Annotated in this window: 25 protein-coding genes; 4 read left to right on the top strand and 21 right to left on the bottom strand. The window is 72.4% G+C overall.

Annotated elements, in window-relative coordinates; genetic code table 11:
• The first annotated feature begins 67 nt into the window (after positions 1–67).
• Complete coding sequence (locus tag BM242_RS21865) at positions 68–886, top strand: helix-turn-helix domain-containing protein (protein WP_093840595.1); 819 nt, start codon at positions 68–70, stop codon at positions 884–886.
• Positions 883–1095, top strand: coding sequence for a DUF397 domain-containing protein (locus BM242_RS21860; RefSeq protein WP_093840594.1), 213 nt, complete (start codon positions 883–885; stop codon positions 1093–1095). The genes BM242_RS21865 and BM242_RS21860 overlap by 4 nt, the downstream gene beginning before the upstream one ends.
• Here the strand turns inward: BM242_RS21860 and BM242_RS21855 are convergent.
• The 17 genes from BM242_RS21855 to BM242_RS21775 all read right to left on the bottom strand — a co-directional run bounded on the left by BM242_RS21855 (position 1064) and on the right by BM242_RS21775 (position 21324).
• Positions 1064–3871 (bottom strand): SpoIIE family protein phosphatase, encoded by a 2808-nt coding sequence (locus BM242_RS21855; protein ID WP_093840593.1) that lies wholly within the window; start codon positions 3869–3871, stop codon positions 1064–1066. The two genes, BM242_RS21860 and BM242_RS21855, sit on opposite strands and share 32 nt — an antisense overlap.
• Before the next feature lie 100 nt (positions 3872–3971).
• Positions 3972–4898, bottom strand: a complete 927-nt coding sequence (locus tag BM242_RS21850) for a PfkB family carbohydrate kinase (protein WP_093840592.1) — start codon at positions 4896–4898, stop codon at positions 3972–3974.
• Positions 4899–4915: 17 nt separating this feature from the next.
• On the bottom strand, positions 4916–5905 hold the full coding sequence (locus BM242_RS21845; RefSeq protein ID WP_093840591.1) for a zinc-dependent alcohol dehydrogenase family protein: 990 nt from the start codon (positions 5903–5905) through the stop codon (positions 4916–4918).
• Positions 5902–6750 carry a carbohydrate ABC transporter permease gene (locus tag BM242_RS21840; RefSeq protein WP_093840590.1) on the bottom strand — a complete coding sequence of 283 codons (849 nt, stop codon included), beginning with the start codon at positions 6748–6750 and terminating at the stop codon, positions 5902–5904. The genes BM242_RS21845 and BM242_RS21840 overlap by 4 nt, the downstream gene beginning before the upstream one ends.
• On the bottom strand, positions 6747–7793 hold the full coding sequence (locus BM242_RS21835) for a carbohydrate ABC transporter permease (RefSeq protein WP_093840589.1): 1047 nt from the start codon (positions 7791–7793) through the stop codon (positions 6747–6749). Before BM242_RS21835 ends, BM242_RS21840 begins: the two co-directional genes overlap by 4 nt.
• Positions 7790–9172, bottom strand: a complete 1383-nt coding sequence (locus tag BM242_RS21830; protein ID WP_093840588.1) for an ABC transporter substrate-binding protein — start codon at positions 9170–9172, stop codon at positions 7790–7792. Before BM242_RS21830 ends, BM242_RS21835 begins: the two co-directional genes overlap by 4 nt.
• A 199-nt stretch (positions 9173–9371) precedes the next feature.
• Positions 9372–10139: a DeoR/GlpR family DNA-binding transcription regulator gene (locus BM242_RS21825; RefSeq protein WP_093840587.1), complete on the bottom strand. Its 768-nt coding sequence runs from the start codon at positions 10137–10139 to the stop codon at positions 9372–9374.
• 326 nt (positions 10140–10465) lie between these two features.
• Entirely contained in the window at positions 10466–11482 is a 1017-nt protein-coding gene (locus BM242_RS21820) for a hypothetical protein (protein ID WP_093840586.1), read from the bottom strand.
• Positions 11483–11623: 141 nt separating this feature from the next.
• On the bottom strand, positions 11624–12355 hold the full coding sequence (locus tag BM242_RS21815) for a D-Ala-D-Ala carboxypeptidase family metallohydrolase (protein ID WP_093840585.1): 732 nt from the start codon (positions 12353–12355) through the stop codon (positions 11624–11626).
• A 192-nt stretch (positions 12356–12547) separates the two neighbouring features.
• Positions 12548–13201 (bottom strand): peptide deformylase, encoded by a 654-nt coding sequence (def, locus tag BM242_RS21810; RefSeq protein WP_093840584.1) that lies wholly within the window; start codon positions 13199–13201, stop codon positions 12548–12550.
• A 111-nt stretch (positions 13202–13312) separates the two neighbouring features.
• Positions 13313–14335, bottom strand: a complete 1023-nt coding sequence (locus tag BM242_RS21805; protein WP_093840583.1) for a tetratricopeptide repeat protein — start codon at positions 14333–14335, stop codon at positions 13313–13315.
• 285 nt (positions 14336–14620) lie between these two features.
• On the bottom strand, positions 14621–14914 hold the full coding sequence (gene rsrA / locus BM242_RS21800; protein ID WP_093840582.1) for a mycothiol system anti-sigma-R factor: 294 nt from the start codon (positions 14912–14914) through the stop codon (positions 14621–14623).
• Positions 14911–15726: a sigma-70 family RNA polymerase sigma factor gene (locus BM242_RS21795; RefSeq protein ID WP_093840581.1), complete on the bottom strand. Its 816-nt coding sequence runs from the start codon at positions 15724–15726 to the stop codon at positions 14911–14913. The genes rsrA and BM242_RS21795 overlap by 4 nt, the downstream gene beginning before the upstream one ends.
• A 115-nt stretch (positions 15727–15841) precedes the next feature.
• Positions 15842–16573 (bottom strand): alpha/beta hydrolase family protein, encoded by a 732-nt coding sequence (locus BM242_RS21790; RefSeq protein ID WP_093840580.1) that lies wholly within the window; start codon positions 16571–16573, stop codon positions 15842–15844.
• Between the two features lie 49 nt (positions 16574–16622).
• On the bottom strand, positions 16623–17444 hold the full coding sequence (locus BM242_RS21785) for an SOS response-associated peptidase (protein ID WP_093840636.1): 822 nt from the start codon (positions 17442–17444) through the stop codon (positions 16623–16625).
• Between the two features lie 65 nt (positions 17445–17509).
• A complete protein-coding gene (locus tag BM242_RS21780) occupies positions 17510–18331 on the bottom strand; it encodes a hypothetical protein (RefSeq protein WP_139238399.1) in 822 nt (273 codons plus the stop codon).
• 320 nt (positions 18332–18651) lie between these two features.
• Positions 18652–21324, bottom strand: coding sequence for a glycoside hydrolase family 48 protein (locus BM242_RS21775; RefSeq protein WP_093840578.1), 2673 nt, complete (start codon positions 21322–21324; stop codon positions 18652–18654).
• A 339-nt stretch (positions 21325–21663) separates the two neighbouring features.
• Here BM242_RS21775 and BM242_RS21770 point away from each other — a divergent pair, with 339 nt between their 5' ends.
• Positions 21664–23478, top strand: a complete 1815-nt coding sequence (locus BM242_RS21770) for a glycoside hydrolase family 6 protein (protein ID WP_425443910.1) — start codon at positions 21664–21666, stop codon at positions 23476–23478.
• Positions 23479–23762: 284 nt separating this feature from the next.
• Here BM242_RS21770 and BM242_RS21765 read toward each other — a convergent pair whose 3' ends face one another.
• From BM242_RS21765 to BM242_RS21755, 4 genes are read right to left on the bottom strand one after another with little or no spacing between them, the layout of a single operon-like run.
• The gene (locus BM242_RS21765; protein WP_107365160.1) at positions 23763–24875 is read right to left on the bottom strand and encodes a methyltransferase domain-containing protein; all 1113 of its coding nucleotides are present in this window, start codon (positions 24873–24875) and stop codon (positions 23763–23765) included.
• A gap of 4 nt (positions 24876–24879) precedes the next feature.
• Positions 24880–25056 (bottom strand): hypothetical protein, encoded by a 177-nt coding sequence (locus BM242_RS29605; protein WP_175541520.1) that lies wholly within the window; start codon positions 25054–25056, stop codon positions 24880–24882.
• A complete protein-coding gene (locus tag BM242_RS21760) occupies positions 25053–25406 on the bottom strand; it encodes a hypothetical protein (protein ID WP_093840575.1) in 354 nt (117 codons plus the stop codon). Before BM242_RS21760 ends, BM242_RS29605 begins: the two co-directional genes overlap by 4 nt.
• Before the next feature lie 41 nt (positions 25407–25447).
• The gene (locus BM242_RS21755; protein WP_093840574.1) at positions 25448–25714 is read right to left on the bottom strand and encodes a hypothetical protein; all 267 of its coding nucleotides are present in this window, start codon (positions 25712–25714) and stop codon (positions 25448–25450) included.
• A gap of 145 nt (positions 25715–25859) precedes the next feature.
• On the opposite strand from BM242_RS21755, the gene BM242_RS21750 reads away from it, so the two are divergent.
• Positions 25860–26636 (top strand): aminotransferase class IV family protein, encoded by a 777-nt coding sequence (locus BM242_RS21750; RefSeq protein ID WP_093840573.1) that lies wholly within the window; start codon positions 25860–25862, stop codon positions 26634–26636.
• Positions 26637–26718: the final 82 nt, after the last annotated feature.

The following is a 26718-nucleotide window of genomic DNA, read 5'->3' as shown; positions in this document are numbered from 1 at the left end:
CCGGCAGGGAACGTGCCAGCGTATGAAGCTCTCAATTCCATGCCGGGGAAGGAGAGTCGAAAGGCCCATGACGATCGAACTCGACCAGACCGCCGTTCCCGAGGACTCGGTGCTCACGTTCTTCGGCGAGCAGCTTGCCGCCCACCGGAGGAAGGCGGGCTGGACCCAGGAGCAGACGGCCAGGGCGGCGCGCTCGACGCAGTCGATGATCAGCAAGGTGGAGAAGGCCCGGCTGGTCCCCTCGGACGTACTCGCCGCCGATCTGGACCGGGCCTTCGGCAGCGACCGCTACTTCACCCGCCTCCACGCCCTGGTCCGCCGCTACGCCTACCCGCGCTGGTTCCTGCCGTACATCGCACTGGAGCAGGACGCGACCGCCATCCGCTCGTTCGAGGGGCAGGTTCTGCCCGGGCTGTTGCAGACGGAGGAGTACGCCCACGCGATGCTGGCGGCCGTCAGGCCGGACAACCTGGCGGAGCTGGTGGCCGTCCGCATGTCCCGGCAGGAGATCCTCGGCAAGGAGACACGGCCGCACACCTGGTTCATCATCGACGAGTTCGCTCTGATGCGGCACATCGGCGGGCCGCAGGTGATGCGCCGCCAGTTGCGGCATCTGCTGGAGGCGGGGCGGCACCCGCGAACCGTCGTCCAGATCGTCCCCCGGAGTGTTCCGGCACGTCCGGCGCTCGCCGGTCCCTTTACGCTGCTCACGCCGCAGGAAGGCGAGACCGTTGTCTATATCGACGGGTACCCCCAGGGGCGTCTGAGCCCCGATACTGGCGAGGTCACGGCCGCCGTCCACGCCTATGATCTGCTCCGGGCGGTGGCACTCTCCCCACAGCAGTCGGCCGAACTCATCGACACTCACCTCAGGGGACTCTCATGACCGCAAGCAACCTGCGGCAGGAATGGCGGAAGTCGAGCTACAGCGACAACGGGGGGCCAAGCTGCCTGGAGGTGCGCGACGGCATAGCCGGGGCGGTTCCCGTGCGGGACAGCAAGCAGCCGGAGGGCGCGCAGCTCCGGGTGCCCGCTTCCGCCTGGGCCGCCTTTCTCGGGCACCTCACCCGGGGAGGGGCTGTTCGGTCCAGATGACCTTGCCGGAGCCGGTGTAGCGGGTGCCCCAGCGCTGGGTGAGCTGGGCGACCAGGAAGAGTCCGCGTCCGCCCTCGTCGGTGATGCGGGCCCGGCGCAGGTGGGGCGCGGTGCTGCTGCCGTCCGAGACCTCGCAGATCAGCTTGCTGTCGCGGAGCAGCCGCAGCGTGATGGGCTCGCTGCCGTGGCGGATGGCATTGGTCACCAGCTCGCTGACGGCCAGTTCGGTGGGGAACTGAAGCTCCTCCAGCCCCCAGTCGGCCAGCACGGCGGTGACGTCTGCGCGGACGCGCGGGACGACGGCCGGGTCGGCGGGCAGGTCCCAGGCGGCGACATGGCGGGCGTCCAGCGCGCGGGCGCGGGCGACGAGCAGGGCGATGTCGTCGGCGGGGTGGCCGGGCAGCAGGTCGTCCAGGTCCCGGCAGGTCTGCTCGGGGGTGCGGCCGGGCCGGCCGAGTGCCCGCCGCAGCCGTTCCAGGCCCAGGTCGGGGTCGCGGCGGCCCAGGTGTTGCAGCAGTCCGTCGGTGTACAGCACCAGCGAGCTGCCCTCGGGCACCTCGATCTCGGCGGTTTCGAAGGGCTGGCCGCCCAGCCCCAGGGGCGGGCCCGGGGGCAGTTCGGGGAACTCCACGGTGCCGTCCGGGAGGACCAGGGCGGGCGGCGGATGGCCCGCGCGGCCCAGGGTGCAGCGCTGGGTGACCGGGTCGTACACGGCGTACAGGCAGCTCGCGCCGACGATCTCCTCGCCGCCGTGCTCGCCCTCCTCCCGGTCCAGGTCGAGACGGCAGACCAGGTCGTCGAGCTGGGTGAGGATCTCGTCCACGGCCAGGTCCAGGGCGGACATGTTCTGCACGGCGGTGCGCAGCCGGCCCATGGTGGCGGCGGCGGGCAGGCCGTGGCCGACCACGTCGCCGGCGACCAGCGCCACCCGGCTGCCGGAGAGCGGGATGACGTCGAACCAGTCGCCGCCGACCCCGGACCGCGCGGGCAGATAGCGGTGGGCCGCCTCGACCGCCTGCTGCGCGGGCAGGCCGCGCGGCAGCAGGCTGCGCTGGAGGGCGAGGGCCACCGCGTGCTCGCGGGTGAAGCGCCGGGCGTTGTCGATGCTCACGGCGACGCGTGAGACGAGTTCCGCGGCGAGCGCGAGGTCGTCCTCCTCGAACGGCTCGGGGCGCTCGGAGCGGTAGAAGCTGACCACGCCCAGGGTGGTGCCGCGGGCCAGCAGGGGCACCGCGATCAGCGAGTGGACACCGGCGTCCAGGATCTTCCCGGTGCGGGGAGGGTCCTGGGCGATCCAGCCCGCGGCCTCGCCCAGCACCGCCTCCCGCACCGGCCTGCCGCTCTCCAGGGCGCGGGCCTGCGGGGTCCCCGGGGCCAGCGTGATCAGGTCGCCGACCTGGTACATGTCGGAGGTGCCGGGGAAGCCGGGGATGCCGTGCGCCGCGGTGCGGCGCAGCGGTCCGTCCACCGGTACCGGCTCCTCGCCGAGCAGCACGGCGGCCGGCAGGTCCACCGCGGCGAAGTCGGCGAGCTGCGGGACCACCACCCCGGCCAGTTCCTCGGCGGTCCGGGTCACGTCCAGGGTGGTGCCGACGCAGGCGCCGGCGTCGAACAGCAGGTCCAGCCGCTGCCGGGCCCGCAGCGCCAGCCTGCCGACGCCGGGCTCGCCGATGGCCAGCAGCCACCGGCCGGCGTCCTGCGTGCCGGGCGCGGGGGCGGGCGCGGGCGGAGCCGGGTGGCGGCCGGCCGCCGCCCGGAGCGGCGCGGTGGGGCCGGACGGGCCGGCTGCCATGGCGGGGAGCGGGGGCGGCCCGCCGGGGCCGGGGTGCCCGGCGCCGGGCACCGGTGTGTCCAGGCGCCGCAGGTCACCGGAGGGCAGCAGGGCTTCCACGGCAATACCCGCGATCCCGTCGGCGTCCTCCACCGGCCGCCCGAGCAGCACGGCTGTCCGCCCGTCGGTGAGCGCCACCTCGGCCGGTCCGGCCCGCCCGGAGGAGATCATCGCGGTGGCCCGCTCCTCCAGCAGACGCAGGTCCCGGGGGGCGAGCAGCTCGGCGAGCGGGGCCCGGGTGCCGCCCGGTCCGCGGGCCGCCGCCCGGCGGCGGGTCTTCCAGTAGGTCTCCAGCAGAGACCGTTCGCGGGCCGTCGTGCCGTCCAGCAGCCGCTGCCCGATGGCGCGGACCGCCTGCATCGCCACGCCGATCATGTGGGGGTCGTTGGCGTCCGCCAGCTCGCAGCTCAGGTCGAGCACGCCCAGCACCCGGCCGGTGAGCGGATCGCGGATGGGGACGCCGACGCAGGACAGGCCGCTCAGGCAGTCGGCGAGGTGTTCCCGGCCGCGCACGAAGGCGGGCTGCCGGGTCAGGGCGGCGGTGCCGATCCCATTGGTGCCGATGGCCTGCTCGGCGGCGCTGAATCCGGGGGCGAGCCGCAGCGCGTCGAGCCGGCGGTTCAGGAAGGGCATGCCGACCCGGCGTTCCAGCAGCCGGGCCCGCTCGTCGCTGAGGAACGCGGTGACGCGGACGCCGGACAGCCGCTCCTCCAGGCTGTCCAGCACCGGCCGGGCGGCCCGCACGAGGCTGTCGGCGTCACCGTCCGGGACGGCGCGGTGGGGATCGTCCGGCGGGGTGCCCTCCGCGACGCCCAGCGTGCGGCAGCGCCGCCAGGACGCCAGGATGGGCGCACGGACCATGGCCCGCCGGTCCGCTCCGCCGCCCGGAAGCAGTCCGTCGGGCGCTTCGGACCCGGTGGTCACGTCGTGGGGGCCGACTGCCATGAGTCACTTCCGCCATAGGGTGCGGTCACCCGACCGCAGGAAAAATCATACCTTTCCTGGGCACAACGGGAGAACACCGGGTTTTCTTCCGCCCGGCCGGTCAGGCGCCCGGGGCGGCGGATTCCAGATCGGCGAGGGTGGGGGGCTCGGGGCCGGTGCGGGTGCAGGTGAGGGCGGCGGCACGGGCGGCGCGGGTGAGCAGGCGGCGCAGCCCGTCGGGGCCGGCCGGCGGGCTGCCGCCGGCCGCGGCCAGGGAGTCGAGCAGGGCGGCCTGGAAGGCGTCGCCCGCGCCGACCGTGTCGGCGACGGTGACGGCCGGGGCCGGCACATGCGTCTCCCCGGTGGGGGTGACCGCCAGGGCACCGGCGGCGCCCAGGGTGACCACGGCCAGCGCCGGGGAGGGCTCGGAGGCGAGCAGGCGGCGGGCGGCCTGAGCCGGGGCCAGGCCCGGCAGCAGGAAGGCCAGGTCCTCGTCGCTGGCCTTGAGCACGTCGGCGGTGGCGGCCAGCCGCAGGCAGGCGGCCAGATAGACCTCCCGGTCGGGCTGGACGGCGGGGCGGACATTGAGGTCGGCGGCGACGGTGCGGCCCCGGGCGCGCTGCTCCTCGCACAGGGCGATGACGCGGGCGGCACCGGGTTCCAGGATCGTGGCCAGGGAGCCGGTGTGCAGGACGGCGGTGTCCTCCGGCACGGGCAGCCCGGCCGGGTCCCAGGTGGCCAGGAAGTCGTAGGACGCCGAGCCGTCCCGGTCCAGGCAGGCCAGGGCCACGGTGGTGCGGGCGGTGGCGGCCGGGGCGCGGATCACGGGGACGCCGGTCTCCGCGAGCCGCGCCGCGACCAGTTCACCGGGCGGGTCGTCGCCCCAGCAGGTGACCAGGGTGACCGGCCGGGCCAGCCGGTGCAGGCCGACCGCCACATTGGCCGGGCTGCCGCCCGCCACCGCGGTGGCCTGCCGGGAGCCGGCGGGCCAGAGCAGGTCGACCAGCGACTCGCCGACGACGGTCACACGGGCCGCGCGCTGGGGCATGTCGGGTACTCCTCGGTTCAGGGGAGGACGAGGATCTTGCGGCCCTGTCCCGCGGCGAAGCGTTCCAGGGCCTCGGGGTAGCTGTCCAGCGGGAAGCGGTCGCTGATGAACAGGGCGGGGTCGATGACCCCGCCGGCGAAGAGTTCGGCGGCCCGCTCGAAGCTGTGCAGCACCGCCATCGAGCCGGTGATGGTGATCTCCTGGTTGTAGATGCGGTAGGGCTCGATGACGGCCGTGGTGGCGTAGTCGGCCACCCCGAACTGGAGGAAGGTGCCCGCCTTGGCGACCCGGCCCAGCCCGTCCTGGATCGCCTTGGCGTTGCCGGTGGCGTCGATCACCACGTCCCAGCCCTGCGGGCGGCCGAGTTCCTCGGCGCTCGCCGCGGAGCCGGTGACGCCCAGGGTGCGGGCGGTGGCCAGCCGCTCCGGGTTGATGTCCACCACCTCCACCGAGGCCGCGCCGGTGCGCTTGGCGAGTTCCAGCATCATCAGGCCCATGGTGCCGGAGCCGTAGATCAGCACATGCGCGCCCATCCGGGCGGAGAGCACGTCATAGCCGCGCACCGCGCAGGAGAGGGGTTCGACGAGTGCGGCGTCGGCGGTGGCGATGTGCTCGGGCAGCCTGACGCAGTTGGCCACCGGGGCGAGCGCGTACTCGGCCGCCCCGCCGGGCCGGGTGACGCCGATGGCGCCCCAGTTGTCGCACATGTTGGCGTGGCCGGTGCGGCAGTAGCGGCACTCGTGGCAGTAGAGGGACGGATCGACGGCGACCCGGTCGCCCTCGGCCAGCTCGGTGACGTCCCGGCCGGCCGCCACCACCTCCCCGGCGAACTCGTGGCCCGGCACAATGGGCAGGGTGGGGGCGAACTCGCCCTGCATGATGTGCAGATCCGTGCCGCACAGTCCGCAGGCGGCCACCTTCACCACCACCTGCCGGGGCCCGGGCGCCGGGTCGTCCACGGTGGTGACCAGGACGGAACCCGGCGCCTCGATCAGTGCGGCTTTCACTTCACGGCTCCCAGTGACAGGCCCTGGACGAGTTTGTCCTGGGCGGCGAACCCCGCGGCGAGCACCGGCAGGGAGATGACCAGCGACGCGGCCGACACCTTGGCCAGGAACAGGCCCTGGCTGGTGATGAAGCCGGTCAGGAAGACCGGGGCGGTCTCGGCCGTGACCCCGGTGAGGACCCGCGCGAACAGCATCTCGTTCCAGGAGAAGATGAAGCAGATCAGCGCGGTGGCGGCGATGCCCGGCGCGGCGACGGGCGCCACCACCCGGGCCAGTACCACGGGCAGCCGGGCGCCGTCGATCTGGGCCGCCTCGATCAGCGAGGCGGGCACCTCGGCCAGGAAGGACTGCATCATCCACACCGCGATCGGCAGGTTCATCGCGGTGAAGAGGATGACCAGCAGCCAGATGTTGTCCAGCAGGCCGGTGTTCTTGGCGATCAGATAGACCGGCAGCAGGCCGGCGACCAGCGGCAGCATCTTGGTGGAGAGGAAGAAGAACATCACGTCGCGCCACCTGGCCACCCGCCGGATGGACAGCGCGTAGGCGGCGGGCAGCGCGAGCAGCAGGACGAGCAGGGTGGAGAAGACCGAGGCGGTCGCGGAGTTGATCAGCGGCGCCCAGGGGTCGGCGCCGCCGTTCAGCCCGAAGAACTCCCGGTAGCTGTCCAGGGTCAGGGGCGCGGTGAAGGACGGCGGGTTGGTGGCGGCGTCCGGCTCGGCGTGGAAGGAGGTCAGTGCCATCCAGGCCACCGGCAGCACGAACAGCAGGCCGGCCAGCCAGGCCAGCAGGGTGAGCGCGGCCGGGCGCAGCCGGGCGCGCGCGGTGGTGGCAGCGGCCGTCATCCGCGGGTCACCTCCTCGGTGAAGAGGGACGAGACGACCCGCAGCGCGAAGGTGGCCAGGATGATCGTGCCGATCACCACCAGCACACCGGCCGCCGAGGCCAGCCCGTACTCGTGCGCCTGGTAGAAGGTCTGGTAGATGGTGAAGGGGAGGTTGGCGGTGTCCAGCGCCCCGCCGGTGATGGTGAAGACCGCGTCGAAGTGCTGGACGATGTAGATCGAGCCGAGCAGGGCGCCCAGTTCCAGATAGCGCCGCAGATGCGGCAGGGTGAGGTGGCGGAAGATCTGCCAGTCGCTCGCCCCGTCGATCCGGGCCGCCTCCACCACGTCCAGCGGCCGGCTCTGCAGCCCGGCCAGCAGGATCAGCATCATGAACGGCGTCCACTGCCAGATCAGCGCGGCTTCGACGGCGGCCAGCGGATACTCCGAGATCCAGTCCGGCTGCGGGCCGCCCACCAGCCCGAGCAGGCCGTTGAACAGGCCGTACTCGGGGTTGTAGAGGACGTGCTTCCACAGCAGGGCGGCGGCCACCGGCACCAGCAGGAAGGGGGTGATCAGCAGGGTGCGGACCAGGCCCCGGCCCCGGAAGCGGCGGTCCAGCAGCAGCGCCAGCACCAGCCCGAGCAGCAGGGTGACCAGCACCACCGTCGCGGTGAGCAGGATGGTGGTGATCACCGAGGAGCGCAGCCGCTCGTCGCCGAGCACGGTGGAGTAGTTGCCGAAGCCGGCGAACTCGCGGGCGTCGGGGTAGAGCGAGTTCCAGTCGAAGAGGGAGATCACCAGCGTGCCCAGGAAGGGAAGCTGGGTGACCACGATCAGGAAGACGAGGGCGGGCAGCAGCGGGGCGCGGGTGGCCCAGGCCCTGGCCCGGTTCCCGGGCCGCCGTCCCCCGGCCCGCCCCCGCCGGGGCGGGCGCGGCCGGCCGGGGGGCGGGGATGTCCCGGCCCGGCCGGGCGACGCCCGGCCGCTGCCGCCGGCGGGGGCGAGGGGGGAGGCGGCGGGGCGGGGAGAGCCGTCCGCCGCGCTCAGGGGGGTGGTCTTCATCGGCTGCGGTACTCCTCGGCGATCTCCTCGGCCATCCGCTGGGACTTCTCCAGCGCCTCGGCCACGCTCTGCCGGCCGGCGATGGCGGCGCTGATCTCCTGCGAGACGCGGGTGCCCAGGTCGGTGAACTCGGGTATGCCGACGAACTGGATGCCGGGGGCCGGGCGCGGCTGCACGCCGGGATTCTCCGGGTCGGCGCTGTCGATGGCGTTCCGGGTCACCTCGTAGAAGGCGGCGGCGGCCTCCTGGTAGCGGGGGTTGTCGTAGAGCGAGTAGCGCTTGCCGGCCGGGACGTTGGCCCAGCCGATCTCCTCGCCGACCAGCTCCTCGTACTCCCGGCTGGAGGCCCAGGAGATGAACTCCCAGGCGGCGTCGGTGTTGCCGGACGCCCGCTGGATGCCCCAGGCCCAGGTGTAGAGCCAGCCGGAGGAGCCGGTCTCCTGCACCGGCGCGGGCACATAGCCGATCTTGCCCTTGACCGGGGAGCCGTCGGCCTCCAGGGAGCCGGCGCCGGCGGTGGCGTCGTACCACATGGCGGTGGCGCCCTGGGTCATGTTGTTGAGGCACTCGGCGTAGCCGGCCTGGGCGGCGCCCGCCTCGCCGTGCTCGCGGACCAGATTGACGTAGAACTCGGTGGCCTCCCGGAATTCGGGGTCGGTCAGCCGGGCGTTCCAGTCGGCGTCGAACCAGGTGCCGCCGAAGGTGTTGACGACGGTGGTGAGCGGGGCCATGACTTCGCCCCAGCCGGGCAGGCCGCGCAGGCAGATGCCCTTCATGTCGTCGCGGGCCGCGTCGATCTCGGCGGCCAGGGAGGCGACCTCCTCCCAGGTGGGCCGGTCCGGCATGGTCAGGCCCAGCTCGTCGAAGACATCGGTGCGGTACATCAGGAAGGAGGACTCGCCGTAGAAGGGCTGGGCGTAGGTCTTGCCGTCGTCCCCGGTGAGCGAGAGCTGCATGGGGGTGAGGATGTCGGCGGCGTCGTAGTCCTCGTCCTCGGCCAGGTAGGGGTCCAGTTCGTGCAGCCAGCCGTTGCGGGCGTAGATCGGGGTCTCGTAGTTGGAGATGGTGGCCACGTCGTACTGGCCGGCCTGGTTGGCGAAGTCCTGGCTGATGCGGTCGCGGACCTCGTTCTCCGGCATCACGGTGAAGTTGACCTCGATGCCGGTCTCGCTGGTGAAGTGCTCTGCGGTGAGCTTCTGGAGTTCCACCATGGGCGGGTTGTTGACCATCAGCACGTTGATGGACTCGCCGTCGGACGAACCGCCGCCGGAGCCGCCCGCCCCGGCGCAGGCGGTGAGTGCGGTGAGCAGCAGACCGCCGGAGAGGGCGAGGGCGAGCGCCGGCCGGACGGGACGTCTGGAGGAGCGGGAGGGGATCATGGTGCGGCTCCGGTTCTGGAGAGGGGTTCCGGTGCGTCGGAAGGGAGGGATGAGCGAGGGCAGCGCCAAGGACGACGATGAAGACGAAGCAGACGATGGAGACGGTGAAGGGGAAGCAGAAGAAGGGGACGAAAGGGACGGGGGCGGGGTAGGGGGAACGGTGCTGCCGGGTGCGGGTGGAGCGGGGCGGCGCGGAGCGCTAGACGCGGTGGACCGCCGGGCCCATCAGCGAATACCGGTGCGCCTCGGCCGCCGGCAGCCGGGTACTGGTCACGATCGCCTCGAAGTCGCCGACCTCGGCGAAGCGGCAGAAGCTGACCGCCGCGAACTTGGTGTGCACGCCGATGAAGATCCGGCGCCGGGCCGCGCGCATGGCCTGCGCCTTCACCTCCCCGACCGCGGGGTCCGGAGTGGTCAGCCCGTACTGCCGGGAGATTCCGTTGGCGCCGATGAACGCCAGGTCGATGACGAAGCCGGACAGCATGTGAACGGTCCAGTGGTCCACGGTGGCCAGGGTGCCGCCGCGCACCCGGCCGCCGAGCAGCAGCACGGTGATGCGGTCGTCCTCGCGGTCGGCCAGGGCGCCGGCCACCGGCAGGGAGGCGGTGACCACGGTGAGCGGGCGCTCCCGGGGCAGTGCCTCGGCCACGAGCTGGGGGGTGAAGCCCTCGTCGATGAAGACGGTTTCGGCGTCGCCCAGCAGTTCGGCCGCGGCGGTCGCGATCCGCCGCTTCTCGGGCACATGCATGGTGGTGCGGAAGGCGAGGGTCGTCTCGAAGTTCGCGCTCTCCACCGGGTAGGCGCCGCCGTGGGTGCGGCGCATCAGACCGTGGTCCTCCAGCAGCCGCAGGTCACGGCGGATGGTCTCGCGGGCGACGCCGAGCCGTTCGGCGAGCCCGGCGACGTCCACCGAACCGGCGCGGCGGGCGGCGGTGAGGATTTCCCGCTGGCGTTCCTCTGCCTTCATGACGCGGTTCACCTCGCTCGCCTCTCGCCCATCGCCACTGACCGGCCGGTCGCCGGCCGTCATGGGGTGCCCGTTCGGGCCGACAGGAGGAGTTTTACCGATGACCCGGGGCTGTCACCAGGGCGGGAACAGCATCGATAGTGCCCGTTTGTGCCCGTTTCCGGGGGCGGCGCCCGTCCGGCGTCCGGGCAGGAAGCCGGAACGGCCGGACGGGGGCCGCCCGTTCCGCTGCCCGCGGTGACCGTTTCCGGCCCGTTTTCCGGCCGGTCGTCCGGCCGGCCGGTCGCCGGGCCGGCCGGCGGTGCGGCGGGATGGGCGGGGCCGGTTCAGGGGGCGAGCACGGCGCGGGCGCGTGCCATCCGTTCGGCGTGCTGCCGCTGGTAGTCGGCGAGCAGACCGGCGTGCTCGGCGATCAGCTCCGCCTGGTATTCGGCGTCGACCGCGGCCCAGCGCGCCACCAGGCCGGTCTCGGTCTTGCAGGCCACATCCTGCCGGGCGGCGGCGATGGCCCGCTCGTCCATGATGTCGGTCAGGCCCAGGTCCTCCACGGCGGTCAGCGGGCCGCGGGCCTCCGGGTAGCCGTTCCGGGCCATGCAGCCGGCCCACTCCCGGCGCAGCCCGGCCACGCGCGGGTCCTCGTCGGCGGCATGGCCGGCCTCGTCCTCCAACTGGTGGATAAAGGTGGGATCGATCCAGTCCTCGCCGGGCTCGTTGATGGCGAGCCGGGCCTCGCCCCAGCAGCCGGTGGCCGGCTCGGACGGCTGGGACTGCCCGGACGGATGGGCGGGGCGGGGTTCCGGGCCTTCGTGGGCATGCCCGGGCTCCCGGCCCTCCGGGTCATGGGTGATCTCCGCGGGCGCTGTCTGCTCGGTGTGCTCCGGGTCGCCGTAGAGGGCGAGCCGCTCCTGGGCCGACAGGTCCTGCTCGATCCGCGGATAGGCGTCCGGTTCCAGATCGGCGGGGTGGCGGTAGCCGTGGACCGCGGCATGGCCGGGGTCGTCCACGCCGTAGAGGTGGGCATAGGGCGGCAGGCCGGACGGCCCGGCGGGCGCGGGCGGGGTGTAGTCCAGGCCGTGGCGGCTCATGCACTCGGTGATCAGCACGTTCCGGGCCAGCTCCAGGGTCCGCTGGTCGGCGTCGCTGATCCGGTAGCGGTCCATGGGGAAACTCAGGCCGGCGCCCAGGCTGTGCGCGCCGGGCGCCCGGCTCACCGGCGCGGACTGTTCCGGGGCCGGGTCCGGCCGTGTCGAGCAGCCGGCCAGCAGCCCGGCGGCGGAGACGGCGAGGAGGGCGGAGGCGGTGACCGTGACGACGGCGGCACTGGGGCGTGGGGGGATGCGCACCGGTTCGACTCCCTGCTCGGAGTGTCGGAAGGAGCAAAAGGCGGACGGCGGGAGAGCGGGGGGACGGGAAAGCGGGGCGGGAAAGCGGGGGGCGGGGCGGTCCGCCCGGCCGCCTGCGACGGCCGGGCGGCACCGGTGCGGTCAGATTCCGCAGTTGGGTGCGGACCAGGCGCGGCTGGCCCGGGTGTCGACATGGGTGTGGTCGTTGTGGCCCGGGTAGCCGGGCCCGAAGATGCCGTTGAAGCCGTGGTAGCGCGCCCGCTTCGCCAGCGTGCACAGCGCATGGCTGCCGGTGAGGTCCACCGCGTCGCCGTAGAGGTGGCGGCTGTTGGACGCGCCGCCCACCGCGCTGTTGCAGGAGTAGGAGCGGAAGCCGCTGCTGACATAGAGCGGCCGGTCGCCCAGGGCGTGGCGCATGGCCTGGAGCTTCCACATCGCCCGCCGGGCGTTCTCCTTGGCCCTGGAGGCGCTCACCGCTCCGCCGGACCAGGTGCTGTTGCACCTGTTGAGCTCGGAGAAGGTGAAGTTGGCGGTGGAGCAGTCGCCGTCCTGGAGCTGGTAGATCTTGTTGAAGGTCTGCGGGCCGGCCACGCCGTCCACGGTGAGGCCGTAGGCGGACTGGAAGCGCCGCACCGCCGCCGCCGTGGCCGGGCCGTAGGCGCCGTCGATGGCGAGCACGGCGCCGTAGCCGGGGTAGCCGGCGACCCGGATCTGGAGCTGGGCCACATCCGAGCCGGACATGCCCTGGCTCAGGGTGCGGGGGAAGGTGTAGCAGGAGTCGGCCGCGGCGCTGCCGGTGGCGGCGGCCGAGAACAGGCCGACTGACAAGAGCATGACAACCGAGAGAAGAAGACGCGACATCCGTCTGGACATGAGGTGCCTTTCGGATTGCGGTGGTGGGGGGACGCCGGGGTGTCGTACCCGGGCATCAGCAGAGTGCCCCCACCGCTCTACCCGCGTCAACCACGGCCGGGAAACGCCAGTGGACGGGCCAGTGAAAAGCCGCCCGGCCGCCGCGCGCGGGCGGTTCCGCCGTCCGGCGGAACCGCCCGCGCGCCGGGCGGCTCAGTCGTTGGGCACCGTCTCATAGCGGGGAGTGTTCTCCTCCATCGTCTTCAGCGCCTTGCGCCGGTCCCGCTTGGAGAGCCGGTCGATGTAGAGACGGCCGTAGAGATGATCCGTCTCATGCTGGAGGCAGCGGGCGAAATAGCCGGTGCCGCGCACCCGGATCGGATTGCCCTGGAGATCCTGGCCCCGGACCACCGCGTAGTCCGGGCGGGCCAGCTCGCAGTAGGCGGTGGGAACGGAGAGGCAGCCCTCGTTCTCCTCGGCCAGCCGCCGCCGGTCGGCCGGCAGCTCCTCCAGCTCGGGATTGCACACCGCGCCGACATGGCGGACGCCGTCGTCGTCCGGGCAGTCGTAGACGAAGACCTTCAGATCCACACCGATCTGGTTGGCGGCCAGGCCCACCCCCTCGGCGGCCCGCTGGCTGGCGAACATGTCGTCCACCAGCGCGGCGAGTTCGTCACCGAACTCGGTGACCTCGCGGCACTCCCGGTGCAGCACCGGATTGCCGACCACGGTGATCGGACGCACCGTGCCGCGCTCCCGGTGGGCGCGCTCCCGCTCCGCGGCATCGCTGGTGTCGTCCACGAACACCGACCCGGCGTCCTCCTCGGTGCCCGCGCCGGTGCGCTGCTCGGTCTGGTGCTGTGCCATGGTCCGGGTCTGCCTTCCTGAGGTGAGGGCCGGTAATAGCCGGAAGCGTCGGGAACAGCTTACGTTCCCCCACCGCCCGCGCCATGGGCCGGTCGGAATCCGCGGGAACGCTCAGCAGACTTCTTCCAGATCCCGCCAGTAGCGGGTCTCCGGGCTGTCCGCCACCCAGCTGTCCAGCAGGCCCTGCACCAGCGAGGCGGGCGCCGCCAGCCCGCACTCCCGCTCCGGGGACCACAGCGGGGTGCCGCCCGGCCCCTGCGGGCCGGACCGGCCCGGAGCGCTGTGGTCGTGCGGATCGTGCGGCGGCGGACCCTCCTCGCCCTGCGTGGAGGCCATCCGGCTCTCCGAGCAGGACCGGCACAGCAGCCGCACCGAGGAGGTCCAGTCCTCGGCGGCATATCCGGCGTCGGCGGCCAGCTTCTCCAGGGCGTCACGGTCCGAGGGGCGGGCCGCCTCCAGCAGCACCACCCACGTCGGCACCGAGGACGGCGCCCACAGCTCCAGCTCGTCGAAGACCGGATAGACCGTGGTACGGCCGCCGGAACCGTCCCGGGTGACCGTGCGCTCGCCGTTGGGCACGCCGTCGTGCAGCACCACCTCGCCCCAGCGGCGGCCGGAGGACGGCAGCGGGATGTTGGTGATCTCGATCCGGGCGGGATCCAGCCGGGCGCCCCACACGACCTCGGACTCGCCGGACGGCGACAGCCGGACCGCGGCCCCGCCCAGCTCCATGCCGGACGGCGCCGTCACGGCCGCCGCCGGATCGCCCGCCCCGGGCACCTCCAGGCCGAACGCCCGCCAGGCGCGGCGGGCCAGCGGCCAGTCGTGCAGGGCGGTCGCCGCTATGCCGAGATTCCACCACTCCGGCGCCCCGGCCTCCCGCTCCACCAGGGCGACGGCGCGCAGTCCGGCGGCGCGGGCCTGCTCCCAGTCGTGGCGGAACTTGTGCAGCAGCGCCAGATTGAACCAGGAATCGGAGAGCCAGGGCTCCAGATCGGCGGCGCGGGTCAGCAGCGCGCCGGCGTCCTCGTAACGGCCGGCGTCGATCAGGGAGAACGCGCGGCGCGTGGCCAGCCGCCAGTCGGTGCACGGCCGCTGCCTGGCCGGCCCGACCGCCCTGCCGAAGATTCTCACGATGTCCTGCCTGATTCCCGCCTCGTAGCCGTCACGTCCAGAGTTCTCCTGTCCGCGGGGGGAGATCGCCAACCCCGCGCGCAGGAGTCTGCTCTCAGCTCCCAGCATGTGCCAGTCGTGGGGCCCGGTGCGCGGTCTTTTGTGAAGCATCACACTATGGAGACGCCAGGCGTACGCGGGTGCGTTGCCGGCCCGCGATGGCCTTCCCCCGTACGGGGGAAGCCGGCGGCGGGGACGACGGCGGTGCCGGTGGCGGTCCCATGTGCCCGGGGCGGCGGCGGGCTCTCAGTCGGCGGGCTGCTCGCTCAGCGAGGAGGGCGTGCCGCCGTTGCGGATCACATCGATCCGCTCCATGACCTTGGTGCGCAGATCGGCGGGCACCTCGTCATGCCCGCAACACCGCTTGACCAGCTTCTTCACGGCCTGCTCCAGACCGTACTTCTCCAGGCACGGAGAGCACTCCTCCATGTGCACCCGGAACTTCTTGCGCTCGGCCTCGGGCATCTCGCTGTCGAGATACTCGTAGAGATGGTTCAGAATCTCCGAGCAGTCGGTCTCGTGGGGCTTGCCGCAACTCATGATCCCGAGCCTTTCTCCGCCCCGGCGGGGACCAGGCCGCGCTCCCGCGCGTAGTCCTCCAGCATGTCGCGCAACTGACGACGGCCGCGATGCAGCCGGGACATCACCGTGCCGATCGGAGTACCCATGATGTCCGCGATCTCCTTGTAGGCAAACCCCTCGACATCCGCCAGATAGACGGCGATCCGGAACTCCTCGGGGATGGCCTGGAGGGCCTGCTTCACATCCGAGTCGGGCAGCCGGTCCAGCGCCTGCGACTCGGCGGACTGCAGGCCGTTGGAGGTGTGCGACTCCGCGCGGGCGAGCTGCCAGTCCTCGATCTCCTCCGCGGCACTGCGCTGCGGTTCGCGCTGCTTCTTGCGGTAGGAGTTGATGAAGGTGTTGGTGAGGATGCGGTACAGCCACGCCTTGAGGTTGGTGCCGCGCCGGAACTGGTGGAAGGAGGCGTACGCCTTGGCATAGGTCTCCTGCACCAGATCCTCCGCGTCGGCCGGGTTGCGCGTCATGCGCAGCGCCGCCGAGTACATCTGGTCCAGGAACTCCAGGGCCTCCCGCTCGAAGCGCGCGTTGCGCTGCTCCGGGGTCTCCTCGACGCTCCCGTCATCGGCCGTGGCGACCGGACCCACCTCCTCAGTCGGACCCGCGGCGGACCGGGTGCCGTCCGGCTCCCTCCCGCCGCCGTTCGTTTCGGAGAATAGACGACGACCGGGGTCCTCCGCTCGCGACGGGCGGTCTGCGGCCGGCCGGAGCGTCGCCCAGTCCACCCGGGTCGCCGAGGACTGGGGGCGGGGCGGGCAGGCGGTCGATCCCATACGGGTGATCCTCGCTTTCGGGCCGTCCGCGCCGGCCGGGCCGGGAACCCCGGCGGTGGCGGCGTGATGGCGTGGTGACTGGTGCGTCCGTATGGCAGAACACCGCCGCCACCGTTCACATTCCCCGCTTCCCGGGCCGTGCCGCGAGCAGCCGGCCGGTGACCGCGTCGGCGACGGCGCCGGTCAGCAGGGCCAGGGCGGCCCGCTGGTCCAGCGGGCCCCGGGCGGGGACGGCGAAGGCGTGGTCGCCGTGCGGGACCTCGGCCAGATCCGTGCCCGCGGGAAACTCCCCGGGACGGCCGAACGGATCACGGCCGCCCTGCACCACCAGAACCGGCACCCCGGCACCGGCCAGCTCCGCGGCCCGGGAACGCTCCGGCCGGCCCGGGGGGTGCAGCGGAAAGGACAGCGCCACCACGGCCGCGGCGCCCAGCTCCCGCGCGGTACGGCAGGCCACCCGTGCCCCGGCGCTGCGCCCGCCGGCGAGCACCGGCACCCCGCCGCCCGCCTCCCCGGTCACCGTCGGCCACAGCGCCCGCCACGCCTCGTCCAGCGCGGCCGGGGCGGGCGCGACTCTTCTGCCCGCCACCCGCCAGGGCTGCTCCACCAGGGCGACGGTCACCCGGTGCGGGGCGGGCGGCAGTGCGGCGGCCAGCGCCCGGAGATCCCGCGCCTCGATCCCGCCGCCCGCGCCGTGCCCGAGCGCCAGCACGGCCCGCGGCTCCCCCGCCGCCCGGTGCCAGGTGATCCGCGCCTGGCCGCGCGGGGTGGCCACGGCCGTCGTCTCCGCCGCCGGTACCGCCCGCGCGTCCGCCGCCGCCCGCACATCCGCCTCGGAAGCTCCCATGCACCCCACCGTATGCCCGCCCGCGGGCGGCGGGGGCGGCGGAAGGCCGTCAGAAGAGGGTGGTGTCCTCCGGCTCGGGGAGCTCGGCGACCAGGCCGGGGCCGTTGTTGGCGGTGCTGTTGACCTCGCGGCTGACCGGATAGGCGCGGACCAGCCCCGACGGCGGCGGTGCCAGCAGGCCGCGCAGCGCCTCCGGATCGGTACGCGACGGATCCAGCCATGCCTCCCAGCGCTCCGGCGGCAGCATCAGCGGCATCCGCGGATGGATGTCGTGCAGCGTCAGTGGCCGCTCCCCCGCCGCCTGCTCCGCACCGGCACAGGGGGTGGCCTCCGCATCCGTGGTGATCACCGTGCAGGTGGTCCACCAGGCGCGCGGGTGGTCGTCGGGCAGGCTGCGGTCCCGCCAGAACTCGAACAGCCCGGCCATCGCCATCACCGAGCCGTCCGCCGGGGTGACGAAGTACGGCTGCTTGCGGGGCCGTTTCCGCTTCCCCTTCTCCTCCTCCTGCCGCTCCTCCCCGGCCGTGGCCCACTCGTAGTAGCCGTCGGCGGGCAGCAGGCAGCGGCGGGCGGCGAACGCCCTGCGGTAGGCGGCCTTCTCGTGCACCGTCTCGGCCCGCGCGTTGATCATCTTGGCCCCGAGCTCCGGCGACTTGGCCCAGGACGGCACCAGGCCCCAGCGCAGCACCCGCAACTGGCGCACCGGCGCCGGATCGCCGCTGTCCTTCAGCGGGCGTTCCAGGACCGCGTACACCTCCTTGGTGGGCGCCACGTTCCAGTCGGCGCCCACCGCCTGCCCGTCCCAGTGCTGAATGTCGAAAAGCGCGGCCAGTTCGTCGGGCCCCCGGCTCGCGGCATAGCGTCCGCACATGCGGCCCACCATAAGGCCACCCGCCGACAAGTCCGGCCGGAGCTCCGCGGGCCGCCGGCCGCGGCTCAGGCGCACCAGAAGAGGAAGCAGGTGCGGGGCGGGTCGGAGGATTCCGGCGGGTCGCCGGACTCGGTCCCGGACGGCCCGGACGGCGACGGGGCGCCGGTGGACGGCTCCGGCTCCGGCGAGGGGGACGGGGACGGGGCGGGCCCGGTGCCGGTGGTGGGGTCCGGGGCCGGGGCGGCGCCGTCGGTGTCGCCGTCCTGCGGCGGCTCCCCGGCCGGGTCCTCGCTCTCCCCGGGCCCGTCCTCCGGCCGCTTGCCGTCCCCGGCGCCGTCCCCGGCGCCGTCCTCCTCCGCGGTCGGCTCCGCGCCCTCCCCGTCCCGCTCCGGGTCACCGTCCGCCGGCCGTCCGGCGGCCCCGGGCGTCTCCCGGCCGCCGGCCGCCGCCCCCGCCCGCTCCTCCCCCGGACCGGCGGCGGCCTCCCCGGCGCCGCCCGGGGACTGCGCATCGCCGCCGAGCTGCCGCTCGGCCCGTGCGGGCTCCCGGTCCGGGGAGCGCCCGATACCCGGCAGCGGCACCTCGCCCAGCTCCACCACGGCGACCCCGAGCAGCACCACGCCCAGCACCGCGCCGGCCACGGCTCTGGCCCCGCCGCGGCGCCCGCGGCGCCGGTGCGCGGCGGCGGCCGTTCTGCGGGCGGCCCGGCCGCCGGCGCCGGTGCCGGTGCCGGCGTCCGCCGCCGGGGCGCCGAGCGGGAGGGTGGGGCGGTCGTCCTCGGCCGGCTCCCGCCGGCGCGACGGCGGCGGGTCGGCAACGACGGCCCCGCATCCGGGACACATCAGGGCGCCGTTCAGATGGCGCCGGCACGTTATGCAGTAATCCACGGCAGAGCGTCGTCCTTCGGTGGGGGGACGGTACGGCGCGAGTGCTGCGGGCCGAATTCCGGAAACACCCTAGGGGCCCGGAACGCGGAACAGAAACAGAGGTCCGTGGCGTGGCGGGGCAGACGGACAGGGGCCCTGGAGTCGTCCACTCCGGGGCCCCTGCCTCAACTCACCATTTTCGCTTGTGTGATTCTGTTGTGTGTTTCCGTTGTTGTTCTCTTGTGTATTCGGTTGCGATGTTCAGTTGCGCTTTTCAGTTGTGGTGCCGGGTTGCCGATCGGAAGCGGGAGTCGTGAACCACCGGTGGACGGCGGCCCCGGTCACTCGCCGAAGAGCTCGGCGTAGACGCCCATCGCGACCAGGATGTCGGACTGCGCCCAGAACCGGTGGTACTCGAACTCGGGCGCCGGTCCGCCGTTCAGGTAGTCCTCCACCTTCGACCACTGCGGGTCGTCGTGGTAGAAGGTGCGCAGCGACTCGAAGGTGGCGCCCGGCTCGATCACGTCACCGTTGGGCATGGTGCCGCTGAAGACGGCCGGGATGTAGACCTCGTCGTCGAAGCGCTCGTAGTCCTCACGGACCTCCGGCGTGGCGATGCCGATGTCGTCCATGTGGAACCACATGGCGTCCAGCAGGCCCTTGGCCGCGGCCTGCGCCTCGGTGTCGCCGCTGGCGGCGGCGTAGTAGGCGAGGGTGTTGGCGAAGGAGCCGGCCACGCCGACGTCCTGGCTGGTGGACTCCACGGTCACGTGCAGGTTGTTGTTGGCGCCGGGGTTGCTTGCGTTCCAGGTGTCCGGAGCGCCGGTCCAGGCCAGGGTGGACGGGATGGAGAAGTCACCGCCGGTGCCGATGGTGGTCTCGCTCAGGGCCCAGTCGACCCACTTCTCCACGACCTCGCCGGCCATGGCGTCGCCGGTGGCGTAGTAGTACTCCGCCAGCCGCTGCATGGACCACGCCTGGAAACCGAACCAGGTGTTGGACTCCGGGTCGTGGTAGACCGGGGCCTCGTCGTAGTACATGCCGTAGAAGGTCGGGGTACCGGCCGGCGCGGCGCTGTAGTCGCCGCCCCAGCTGTTGGTGGCACCGCCCGCGATGCCGCCCTCGGCCGACTGCAGCCAGCGGTAGAACTCCACCTGGCGGTCCAGGCTGGTGCTCCAGTCGGTGTCCGCGCTGGGCGAGTCGGGAATCAGGTCGGAGTCGGTGGACAGCACCCAGGCGGCCATCGGGTTCTGGTAGCCGAAGTGGGTGTGGCTGCTGCCGATCCGCCAGGCCCAGCCGGCGCTGCTGTCGGTGGCGCCGCCCCAGGCGTAGTACCAGGAGAGCAGGTAGTGCGCGCTGCTCTTGCCGGTGCCCGCCGGGCAGCTCGGGCTGGAGCAGCCGATCTCCTTGAAGTACTTGTCGAACATCGCGTAGCGGAGGTAGTCACCCATCCGGGCGGCCTTGTCCACGGTGGCGGCGACGGCGGCGGAGTTGCCCTGCTCGGCGGCCCACTCCTTGGCCCAGTAGGCCGCCTGCACCGCGCGGGCGTCGGCGTCCGGGGCGTTGGTGTAGCGCCACTGCTCGGCGTAGCCCTCGTCGTCGATGAACAGGTCGAGGAAGCCGTTCGGCCCGCCGTAGTCGTAGTCGTCGCACGACGGGTGCGGCACGGTCTCCCAGACCGACTCCTGCTCACCGCGCTGGAAGGTGTTGATGAAGGACGGGCCGTCGCTGTCCGGGCCGCCGGCACACATGTTGCCCGGCTCGTTGCCGAAGCCGTAGACGTTGTCCACGTCCTGCAGCCAGTGCATGCCGTAGATGTCGTCCGTGCCGTAGGTGGAGGACAGCTCATTGGCCAGCGGGTCCTGGCCGACGTCCACATTGCCGTCCAGCGGCGAGGGGTAGCCGCTGGGCTGCGGGTGCTCCGGGGCGTAGGTGGCCGGGCTCGACGGGTCGTAGAAGCTGTTCGTCGGCTGGTCGTCCGCGCCCGGGATCATGTACTGCTCCATCGTGTCCCAGGCGTCGTTGAACGGCGCCCAGTCCCCGGTGATGCGGCCGTAGACGGCCTGCAGCCAGATCAGGTAGCTGTATGCCTCGGAGGTGGTCTCATGACCGTGGTCCGGGGCCTCGACGATCAGGGTCTCCACCGCGTGGTAGGGGATTCCCTCGGGGGAGAAGTACCCGCTGGCCGGGTCCATCACCTTGTCGTAGAGCTCCAGGAAGCGCTGCTCGTACTCGCTCTCCGCGCCGGTGCGCACGGTGACGGCGACGGTGGCCGACTCGTGGCCGGGCGCGGAGGCGGTGATGACGGCGGAGCTGCTGGCCGAGGCGGAGGCCGACAGGGTGACGTTCTGCGGGGTGTCCCAGTTCGCCGGGGTGAAGGTGAGCGAGGAACCGCCGGAGACGGTGATCCCGGTGTCACCGGAGGTGCGGGCGACCGAGACGGTCACATTGCTCTCCGGCTCGTTGGACAGGCTCAGCCCGAAGGTGCCGGTCTCTCCCGGGTTCAGCGCCACCGTGGTCGGGCTGGCGATGATCTGGGGGTCGACCACCGGCTCCTCACCACAGGTGGTGCCGTTGACCGCGAAGGAGGTCGGGGCCTGGTTGGTGCCCGAGTAGCTGAAGTTGGCGCCGAAGCCGGTGGAGGCGCCGGGCGCGATGTTCCCGTTCCAGGGCGCGTTCTGCACCGTGACCGTCTGGCCGGACTGCGACCACTGGCCGCTCCAGCCCTGCTGGAGCTGCTGGTTGCCGGTGTAGCTGTAGGTGAGGGTCCAGCCGCTGATGGCCGAGTCACCGGTGTTGTTCAGGGTGATGTTGGCGGTGAAGCCGGAACCCCAGTCGTTGGCCGAGTAGTCGACCTCACAGCCGAACTCGGCGGCCTGGGCGGAGCTGTTGAGCCCGCCGTGCAGGGCAAACGGAATCGCCAGGGCCGCCGAGGCCGCGATGGCCACGCGGCGCCATCGGCGGCGTGTGGGGGGAGGCGATGCCCCTGGGGGGAGCTTTCTGCGGACACGCATGCGCGTCTCTCCTTGCGTTGCGGCTCAGGGGGTGACAGTTGGGCGTGGCGTGTGCCTGAAAACCAGTGGGAGCGCTCCCAATATCGAGGCTCTGCATGCGCGCGTCAATAGTTCTGACGAAGACTCCGACATACGGGCAGGTCAGCTATCACTTCTCGAACGACCTCTTGGCATGACCCACTCATTGGCGTTACGGTCCCTTCAACCAGTGGGAGCGGTTCCATGAACGTCAGGCGCCAGGGACGGCGCAACGCTGACATCGAGAGGACTGCAATGAGCCGCACCAACCCCCCACCCCTGCGGCGGTTCCGGCCGGCGGCCGTACTCGCCGCGGGTGCGATGCTCGTCGGGGCGGCGGGCATCGGCCTGCTCCAGGGCAGCGCATCCGCAGCCACGTTCGGCTGTGACGTGAACTATTCCGCCAACGACTGGGGTTCCGGCTTCACGGCCAACATCTCCATCCAGAACGTGGGCGACACGGCCACCAGCGACTGGACGCTCAACTACAGCTACAGCGGCAACCAGCAGCTCCAGCACGGCTGGAGCGGCCGGTGGTCGCAGTCCGGCCAGAACATCACCGTCCAGAACGAGTCCTGGAACGCCGCGATTCCGGCCGGCGGCTCGGTGAGCATCGGCGCCAACTTCAGCTACTCCGGCAGCAACGCCGCCCCGAGCTCCTTCTCGGTCAACGGCGTCACCTGCGACGGCACCGCCCAGACCACCGGTGGCACCACCACCAACGGCGGTACCACCACCAACGGTGGCACCACCACGAATGGCGGCACCACCACCAACGGCGGCACGACGACCAACGGTGGCACCACGACCAATGGCGGCACCACCACCAACGGTGGCACCACCGGCGGCAACAACAACGGCGACCGGGTGGACAACCCGTACGTGAACGCCCCGGGCATCTACATCAACCCGGAGTGGTCCGCCAACGCCGCCTCCGAGCCGGGCGGCTCGCGCATCGCCGACGAGCCGACCTTCGTCTGGCTCGACCGGACCGCCGCCGTGCACGGCGACGGTCAGTCCGCCGACCGCTCGATGGGCCTCAAGGACCACCTGGACGCCGCCGTCGAGCAGGCGAACGGCCAGGAGGGCTTCGTCTTCCAGGTCGTCATCTACAACCTGCCCGGCCGTGACTGCGCGGCGCTCGCCTCCAACGGCGAGCTGGGGCCGGAGGAGATCGACCGGTACAAGACCGAGTACATCGACGTGATCGCCGACATCATGGACGACCCGGCCTACGCCGACCTCCGGATCGTCACCATCGTCGAGATCGACTCGCTGCCCAACCTGGTCACCAACACCACCGACCAGGGTGAAGCCGGCACCGAGATGTGCGACACGATGAAGGCCAACGGCAACTACGTGAAGGGCATCGGCTACGCCCTGAACAAGCTGGGCGACATCCCGAACGTCTACAACTACGTCGACGCCGCGCACCACGGCTGGATCGGCTGGGACAGCAACTTCGGCCCGACCGCCGACATCATGCTCGAGGCTGCGACCGCCGAGGGCGCCACGGTGGACGATGTCCACGGCTTCATCACCAACACCGCCAACTACAGCGCGCTGGAGGAGCCGTACATCGACATCAGCGGTACGGTGAACGGCCAGCAGATCCGCCAGTCCGACTGGGTGGACTGGAACCAGTACATCGACGAGCTGAGCTTCGCCCAGGCGTTCCGTCAGGAACTGGTCAGCACGGGCTTCAACAGCGGCATCGGCATGCTGATCGACACCTCCCGCAACGGCTGGGGCGGCCCGGAGCGTCCGACCGGTCCCAGCTCCTCGACCGACCTCAACACCTTCGTGGAAGAGAGCCGGATCGACCGCCGCATCCACCCCGGCAACTGGTGCAACCAGGCCGGTGCGGGCCTGGGTGAGCGGCCGACGGCCGCGCCGGCGTCCGGTATCGACGCCTACGTGTGGGCCAAGCCTCCGGGGGAGTCGGACGGCGCCAGCGAGGAGATCCCGAACAACGAGGGCAAGGGCTTCGACGAGATGTGCGACCCGACCTACGAGGGCAACGCCCGCAACGGCGACAGCATGTCCGGTGCCCTGCCGGACGCCCCGATCTCGGGTCACTGGTTCTCGGCCCAGTTCCAGGAGCTGATGGCGAACGCCTACCCGCCCCTGAGCTGAGCTGAAGACCTGACCTGACGGTCAGTCCTCCACGGAAACCCCCGGTCCTTCCTTCCCCCAGGACCGGGGGTTTCCCCTTGCCCCGGCACCCCGGATCCCGGAGCACGCCCGTATCGACCGCCACGGGTGAGCAGTGAAGACCAGCGGCGGCGGTGGGTGTCAGCAGGTGCCGGTCCCGTTGCACACCGGGCAGGGCACCTTGACGCGCGCGCCGTCGCGCCATTCCCAGATCCAGCCCTTGCCGGCGTCGCTGTTGGCGCAGTTTCCGCACTGTCCCATGGCGGCTACCTCGCTTCGATCGGTGTGAGTACGGTGTCGAGGGGGGTGCCGGGGTCGCCGAGCCAGAGGTACTGGCGGTCGGGGGTGACGGTCAGGCCCATCTCGCTGAGCCCGGGGCTGCCGTTCTCCGCCCACCAGCGCAGGGTGTGCTCGACCTCGTCCCACAGGTTTCGCGGTCCGTACTGGTGGACGAGGCCGTCGCGGATCTCGGCGCGGGAGGGCCGGCTGAAGAGGGTGATGGTCCCGTCCGGTCCCATCCAGGGGATGTCGCCGGTGCGGGCGGCGATGAGCAGGTCCAGGGCGGAGGGCCGGTGGGCCGCCAGGGCGGGGTCGATGGCCGGGGGCCGTACGCGCGGCTCGTCGTCCGCCCACGCCGCCGGGGCCGGGGCCGGGTCGGTGGTGCCGGTGGCCGGGGCGCGCAGCGGCATGAAGGCGCAGGTCTGGGACTGGAAGTGGCCCACCGCGATGCCGTCCTCGGCGACGGTCAGGCGCAGCAGCCGGCCGATGGGCGGGTGATAGGGCAGGACGATGGTGCCGCCGGGCCGGGTGTGCTTGATCCAGGTGTGGGGGAGGGTGGTGACACCGACGGTGACGTGGATGCGGTCGAACTCCTCGTCGGGGAGGGTGGTGGCGGCGTCGCCGACGAGAACGGCCGGCTGCGGTGCGATCCCGGCGCGCTCCAGATTGGCCACCGCGACAGTGACCAGTCCGGGGTCGATGTCGATGGTCGTGACGAGTCCGGGGTCGCCCGTCAGGTGGGTGAGGAGAGCGGCGGTCCAGCCCGTCCCGGTGCCGATGTCCAGGACCCGTTCGCCGGGCCGGGGATCCAGATGGCGAAGGCCGGCGGCGACCAGATGCGGGGCGGAGGCCGAACAGGTCGGCATGTTGCGGCGGTCGGCCGCCGTCTCGGGGGTGAGGGGAGTACGGCCCTGGTTGAGCTGGGTGACGATGACGGTGTCGGAGCAGACCGCGGTCCACCAGGTGTCGGGCGCGGCACGGCGGTCGATCCAGTGGCCGGTGCCGCCGGCGGAGGGGGCCGCCCACGCCCGGTCGGGGATGAAGTGGTGGCGGGGGACGGTGAAGAAGGCTGCGGCGATGTCCGCTCTGCGATGGTTCATCGGTTCATCGGTTCCTCGGGTCTGCGCTCTGGCGGCGATGGGCGGCCAGGAGGCGTACGGCGGCCGGGCACAGCACGTCCGGCAGGTCGCGGCAGGCGATGCAGGTGCGGGCATGATCCAGCACCCGCGCGCAGCGGGCACGGCCGGCCAGGGTGGCCAGGGAGACGTGGGCGGCGGTCACAGCAGCCCCTCTCCGCCGGCCGGGGTGTGGCGCGCGGCGTGGTCCCGCTCGGCCGCTGTGATGCAGTCCGGGCAGGCGACCAGCCGGTAGCCGTCGGGGAAGTCGGCGTCGATGTCCCGGACCGGAGTGCCGTTTCGGGTCCCCCGGTGGCAGCGGTAGCAGCGGCGGAGGAGTTCCTTGGCGCACTGCGGGCATGCGAAGCTGCGTTCGGCGGTTGACGTCTCTCCGTCATGCGACGGCTCCACGCGAATGGAGTCCTGGGTGAGACATCCGCAGCGGAGACAGCGGCGCAGGGCGCGGACCGGATCGGGGTAGGTCAGCGGCTGCGGCGCCAACGGTGTGCTGTCCATGTCCCGGCCGGGCGGGGGCTCCCTCGGCAATGCCGATGTGCTCACCGGACCGGCTCCGGGTCCCGGGCGGGCAAGGGCTGCGCCACTTCCGTGGAGCGGATGTCTTCGACCAGCGGGTTCCACTCCCGTCCGCCGCCGATCGGCCGCAGCCATACCCGGTGCTGCTGCCGCTCGTCACCGGGCGGGAAATCCACGTCCATCACTTGGCCGTGGCGGCGCAGGCGCCGGTCGAAAGCCGTGGTGCCCACTCGCAGCCGGCCCGAGGTGGCCACCGCATGTGGTGGTGAGAAGTCGTTGGATGTGGCCATGGAAGTCTCCTGGACCGGTCCGTGGTCGGGGCTTCCAGGGTGGCCGCCGGAGGGGGCCTCGCCCAAGGCCCTCTTGCCGCCTCAGCGCCGAACCCGCACCGAACTTGCCGTGCGCCCGGCGCGTATCGGCTGCCAGAATCGGGCCATGCCATCCCTCGACGGCCCCTCTTTCACCTCCGACGACATGGCAGCGCTGGCGCTGACCAACCTCGGGCACTTCACATCCATCCGTGTGGACGGCGGCCGGGTACGCGGACTTTCGCTTCACCTCACCCGGCTGGCCCGCGACTGCCGCACCGTCTTCGACGCCGAACTCGACATCAACCGTGTCCACGAGCAGATGTGCCGCGCCGCTCACCGCCGCGAAGGTGCCTTCGTGCTGCGAGTGACCGTGTTCGACCCCGCCATCACCCTGGGCACCACTGGCGCTGACGCCCACCCCGCCGCTCTGGTCACCGTCCGCCCGGCCGGCAGCCTCGACCAGCCGCCGCTGCGCGTCGCCTCCCACGTCTTCCAGCGCGAGCTGCCCCAGGTCAAGCACACGGGCTTGTTCGCCTCCCTCTACCACCGGCGGGCCGCCATGCGGGCCGGCGCCGACGACGTGCTGTTCACCGACACCAGCGGCGCCGTCTCCGAGGGCGCCACCTGGAACATCGGGTTCTGGGACGGTCGGCGCGTGGTCTGGCCCAAGGCCGAGGTGTTGCCCGGCGTCACCATGGCGCTGCTCCAGGAGCAGGCCGACCACACCACCGCACCCGTCACGCTGTCGCTGGACGGCATGGAGGCCGCGTTCGCCGCCAACACCTCCATCGGCGTACGGCCGATCTCCATGATCGACGACACCGCACTGCCGTCCGGCCATCCGGCACTGCAACAACTGCGGAACGCCTATCTCACCATCCCCGGCGAGCCCCTGGAGTGAGCGGCGATGGCGACCGTGGCCCGCGGGGGCGGCCGGGCCGGTACTGGCGACGGGTCCGATTGCCGGGTCGCACCGGGCGGTG

The organism is Streptomyces aidingensis, from assembly GCF_900112355.1.
Classification (GTDB): domain Bacteria; phylum Actinomycetota; class Actinomycetes; order Streptomycetales; family Streptomycetaceae; genus Streptomyces; species Streptomyces aidingensis.
Note: the sequence above shows the minus strand (reverse complement) of the source record. Positions and strands in the feature narration are given on the sequence as shown.

Coding starts and splice junctions, on each gene's coding strand:
- BM242_RS21790 (WP_093840580.1), bottom strand. CDS start 16,573: ATGGGAGCTTCCGAGGCGGATGTGCGGGCGGCGGCGGACGCGCGGGCG.
- BM242_RS21850 (WP_093840592.1), bottom strand. CDS start 4,898: ATGCCCCAGCGCGCGGCCCGTGTGACCGTCGTCGGCGAGTCGCTGGTC.
- BM242_RS21765 (WP_107365160.1), bottom strand. CDS start 24,875: ATGAACCATCGCAGAGCGGACATCGCCGCAGCCTTCTTCACCGTCCCC.
- BM242_RS21835 (WP_093840589.1), bottom strand. CDS start 7,793: ATGAAGACCACCCCCCTGAGCGCGGCGGACGGCTCTCCCCGCCCCGCC.
- BM242_RS21825 (WP_093840587.1), bottom strand. CDS start 10,139: ATGAAGGCAGAGGAACGCCAGCGGGAAATCCTCACCGCCGCCCGCCGC.
- BM242_RS21775 (WP_093840578.1), bottom strand. CDS start 21,324: ATGCGTGTCCGCAGAAAGCTCCCCCCAGGGGCATCGCCTCCCCCCACA.
- BM242_RS21755 (WP_093840574.1), bottom strand. CDS start 25,714: ATGGCCACATCCAACGACTTCTCACCACCACATGCGGTGGCCACCTCG.
- BM242_RS21795 (WP_093840581.1), bottom strand. CDS start 15,726: ATGGGATCGACCGCCTGCCCGCCCCGCCCCCAGTCCTCGGCGACCCGG.
- BM242_RS21815 (WP_093840585.1), bottom strand. CDS start 12,355: ATGTCCAGACGGATGTCGCGTCTTCTTCTCTCGGTTGTCATGCTCTTG.
- rsrA (WP_093840582.1), bottom strand. CDS start 14,914: ATGAGTTGCGGCAAGCCCCACGAGACCGACTGCTCGGAGATTCTGAAC.
- BM242_RS21855 (WP_093840593.1), bottom strand. CDS start 3,871: ATGGCAGTCGGCCCCCACGACGTGACCACCGGGTCCGAAGCGCCCGAC.
- BM242_RS21750 (WP_093840573.1), top strand. CDS start 25,860: ATGCCATCCCTCGACGGCCCCTCTTTCACCTCCGACGACATGGCAGCG.
- BM242_RS21860 (WP_093840594.1), top strand. CDS start 883: ATGACCGCAAGCAACCTGCGGCAGGAATGGCGGAAGTCGAGCTACAGC.
- def (WP_093840584.1), bottom strand. CDS start 13,201: ATGGCACAGCACCAGACCGAGCAGCGCACCGGCGCGGGCACCGAGGAG.
- BM242_RS21770 (WP_425443910.1), top strand. CDS start 21,664: ATGCTCGTCGGGGCGGCGGGCATCGGCCTGCTCCAGGGCAGCGCATCC.
- BM242_RS21830 (WP_093840588.1), bottom strand. CDS start 9,172: ATGATCCCCTCCCGCTCCTCCAGACGTCCCGTCCGGCCGGCGCTCGCC.
- BM242_RS21785 (WP_093840636.1), bottom strand. CDS start 17,444: ATGTGCGGACGCTATGCCGCGAGCCGGGGGCCCGACGAACTGGCCGCG.
- BM242_RS21865 (WP_093840595.1), top strand. CDS start 68: ATGACGATCGAACTCGACCAGACCGCCGTTCCCGAGGACTCGGTGCTC.
- BM242_RS21760 (WP_093840575.1), bottom strand. CDS start 25,406: ATGGACAGCACACCGTTGGCGCCGCAGCCGCTGACCTACCCCGATCCG.
- BM242_RS21840 (WP_093840590.1), bottom strand. CDS start 6,750: ATGACGGCCGCTGCCACCACCGCGCGCGCCCGGCTGCGCCCGGCCGCG.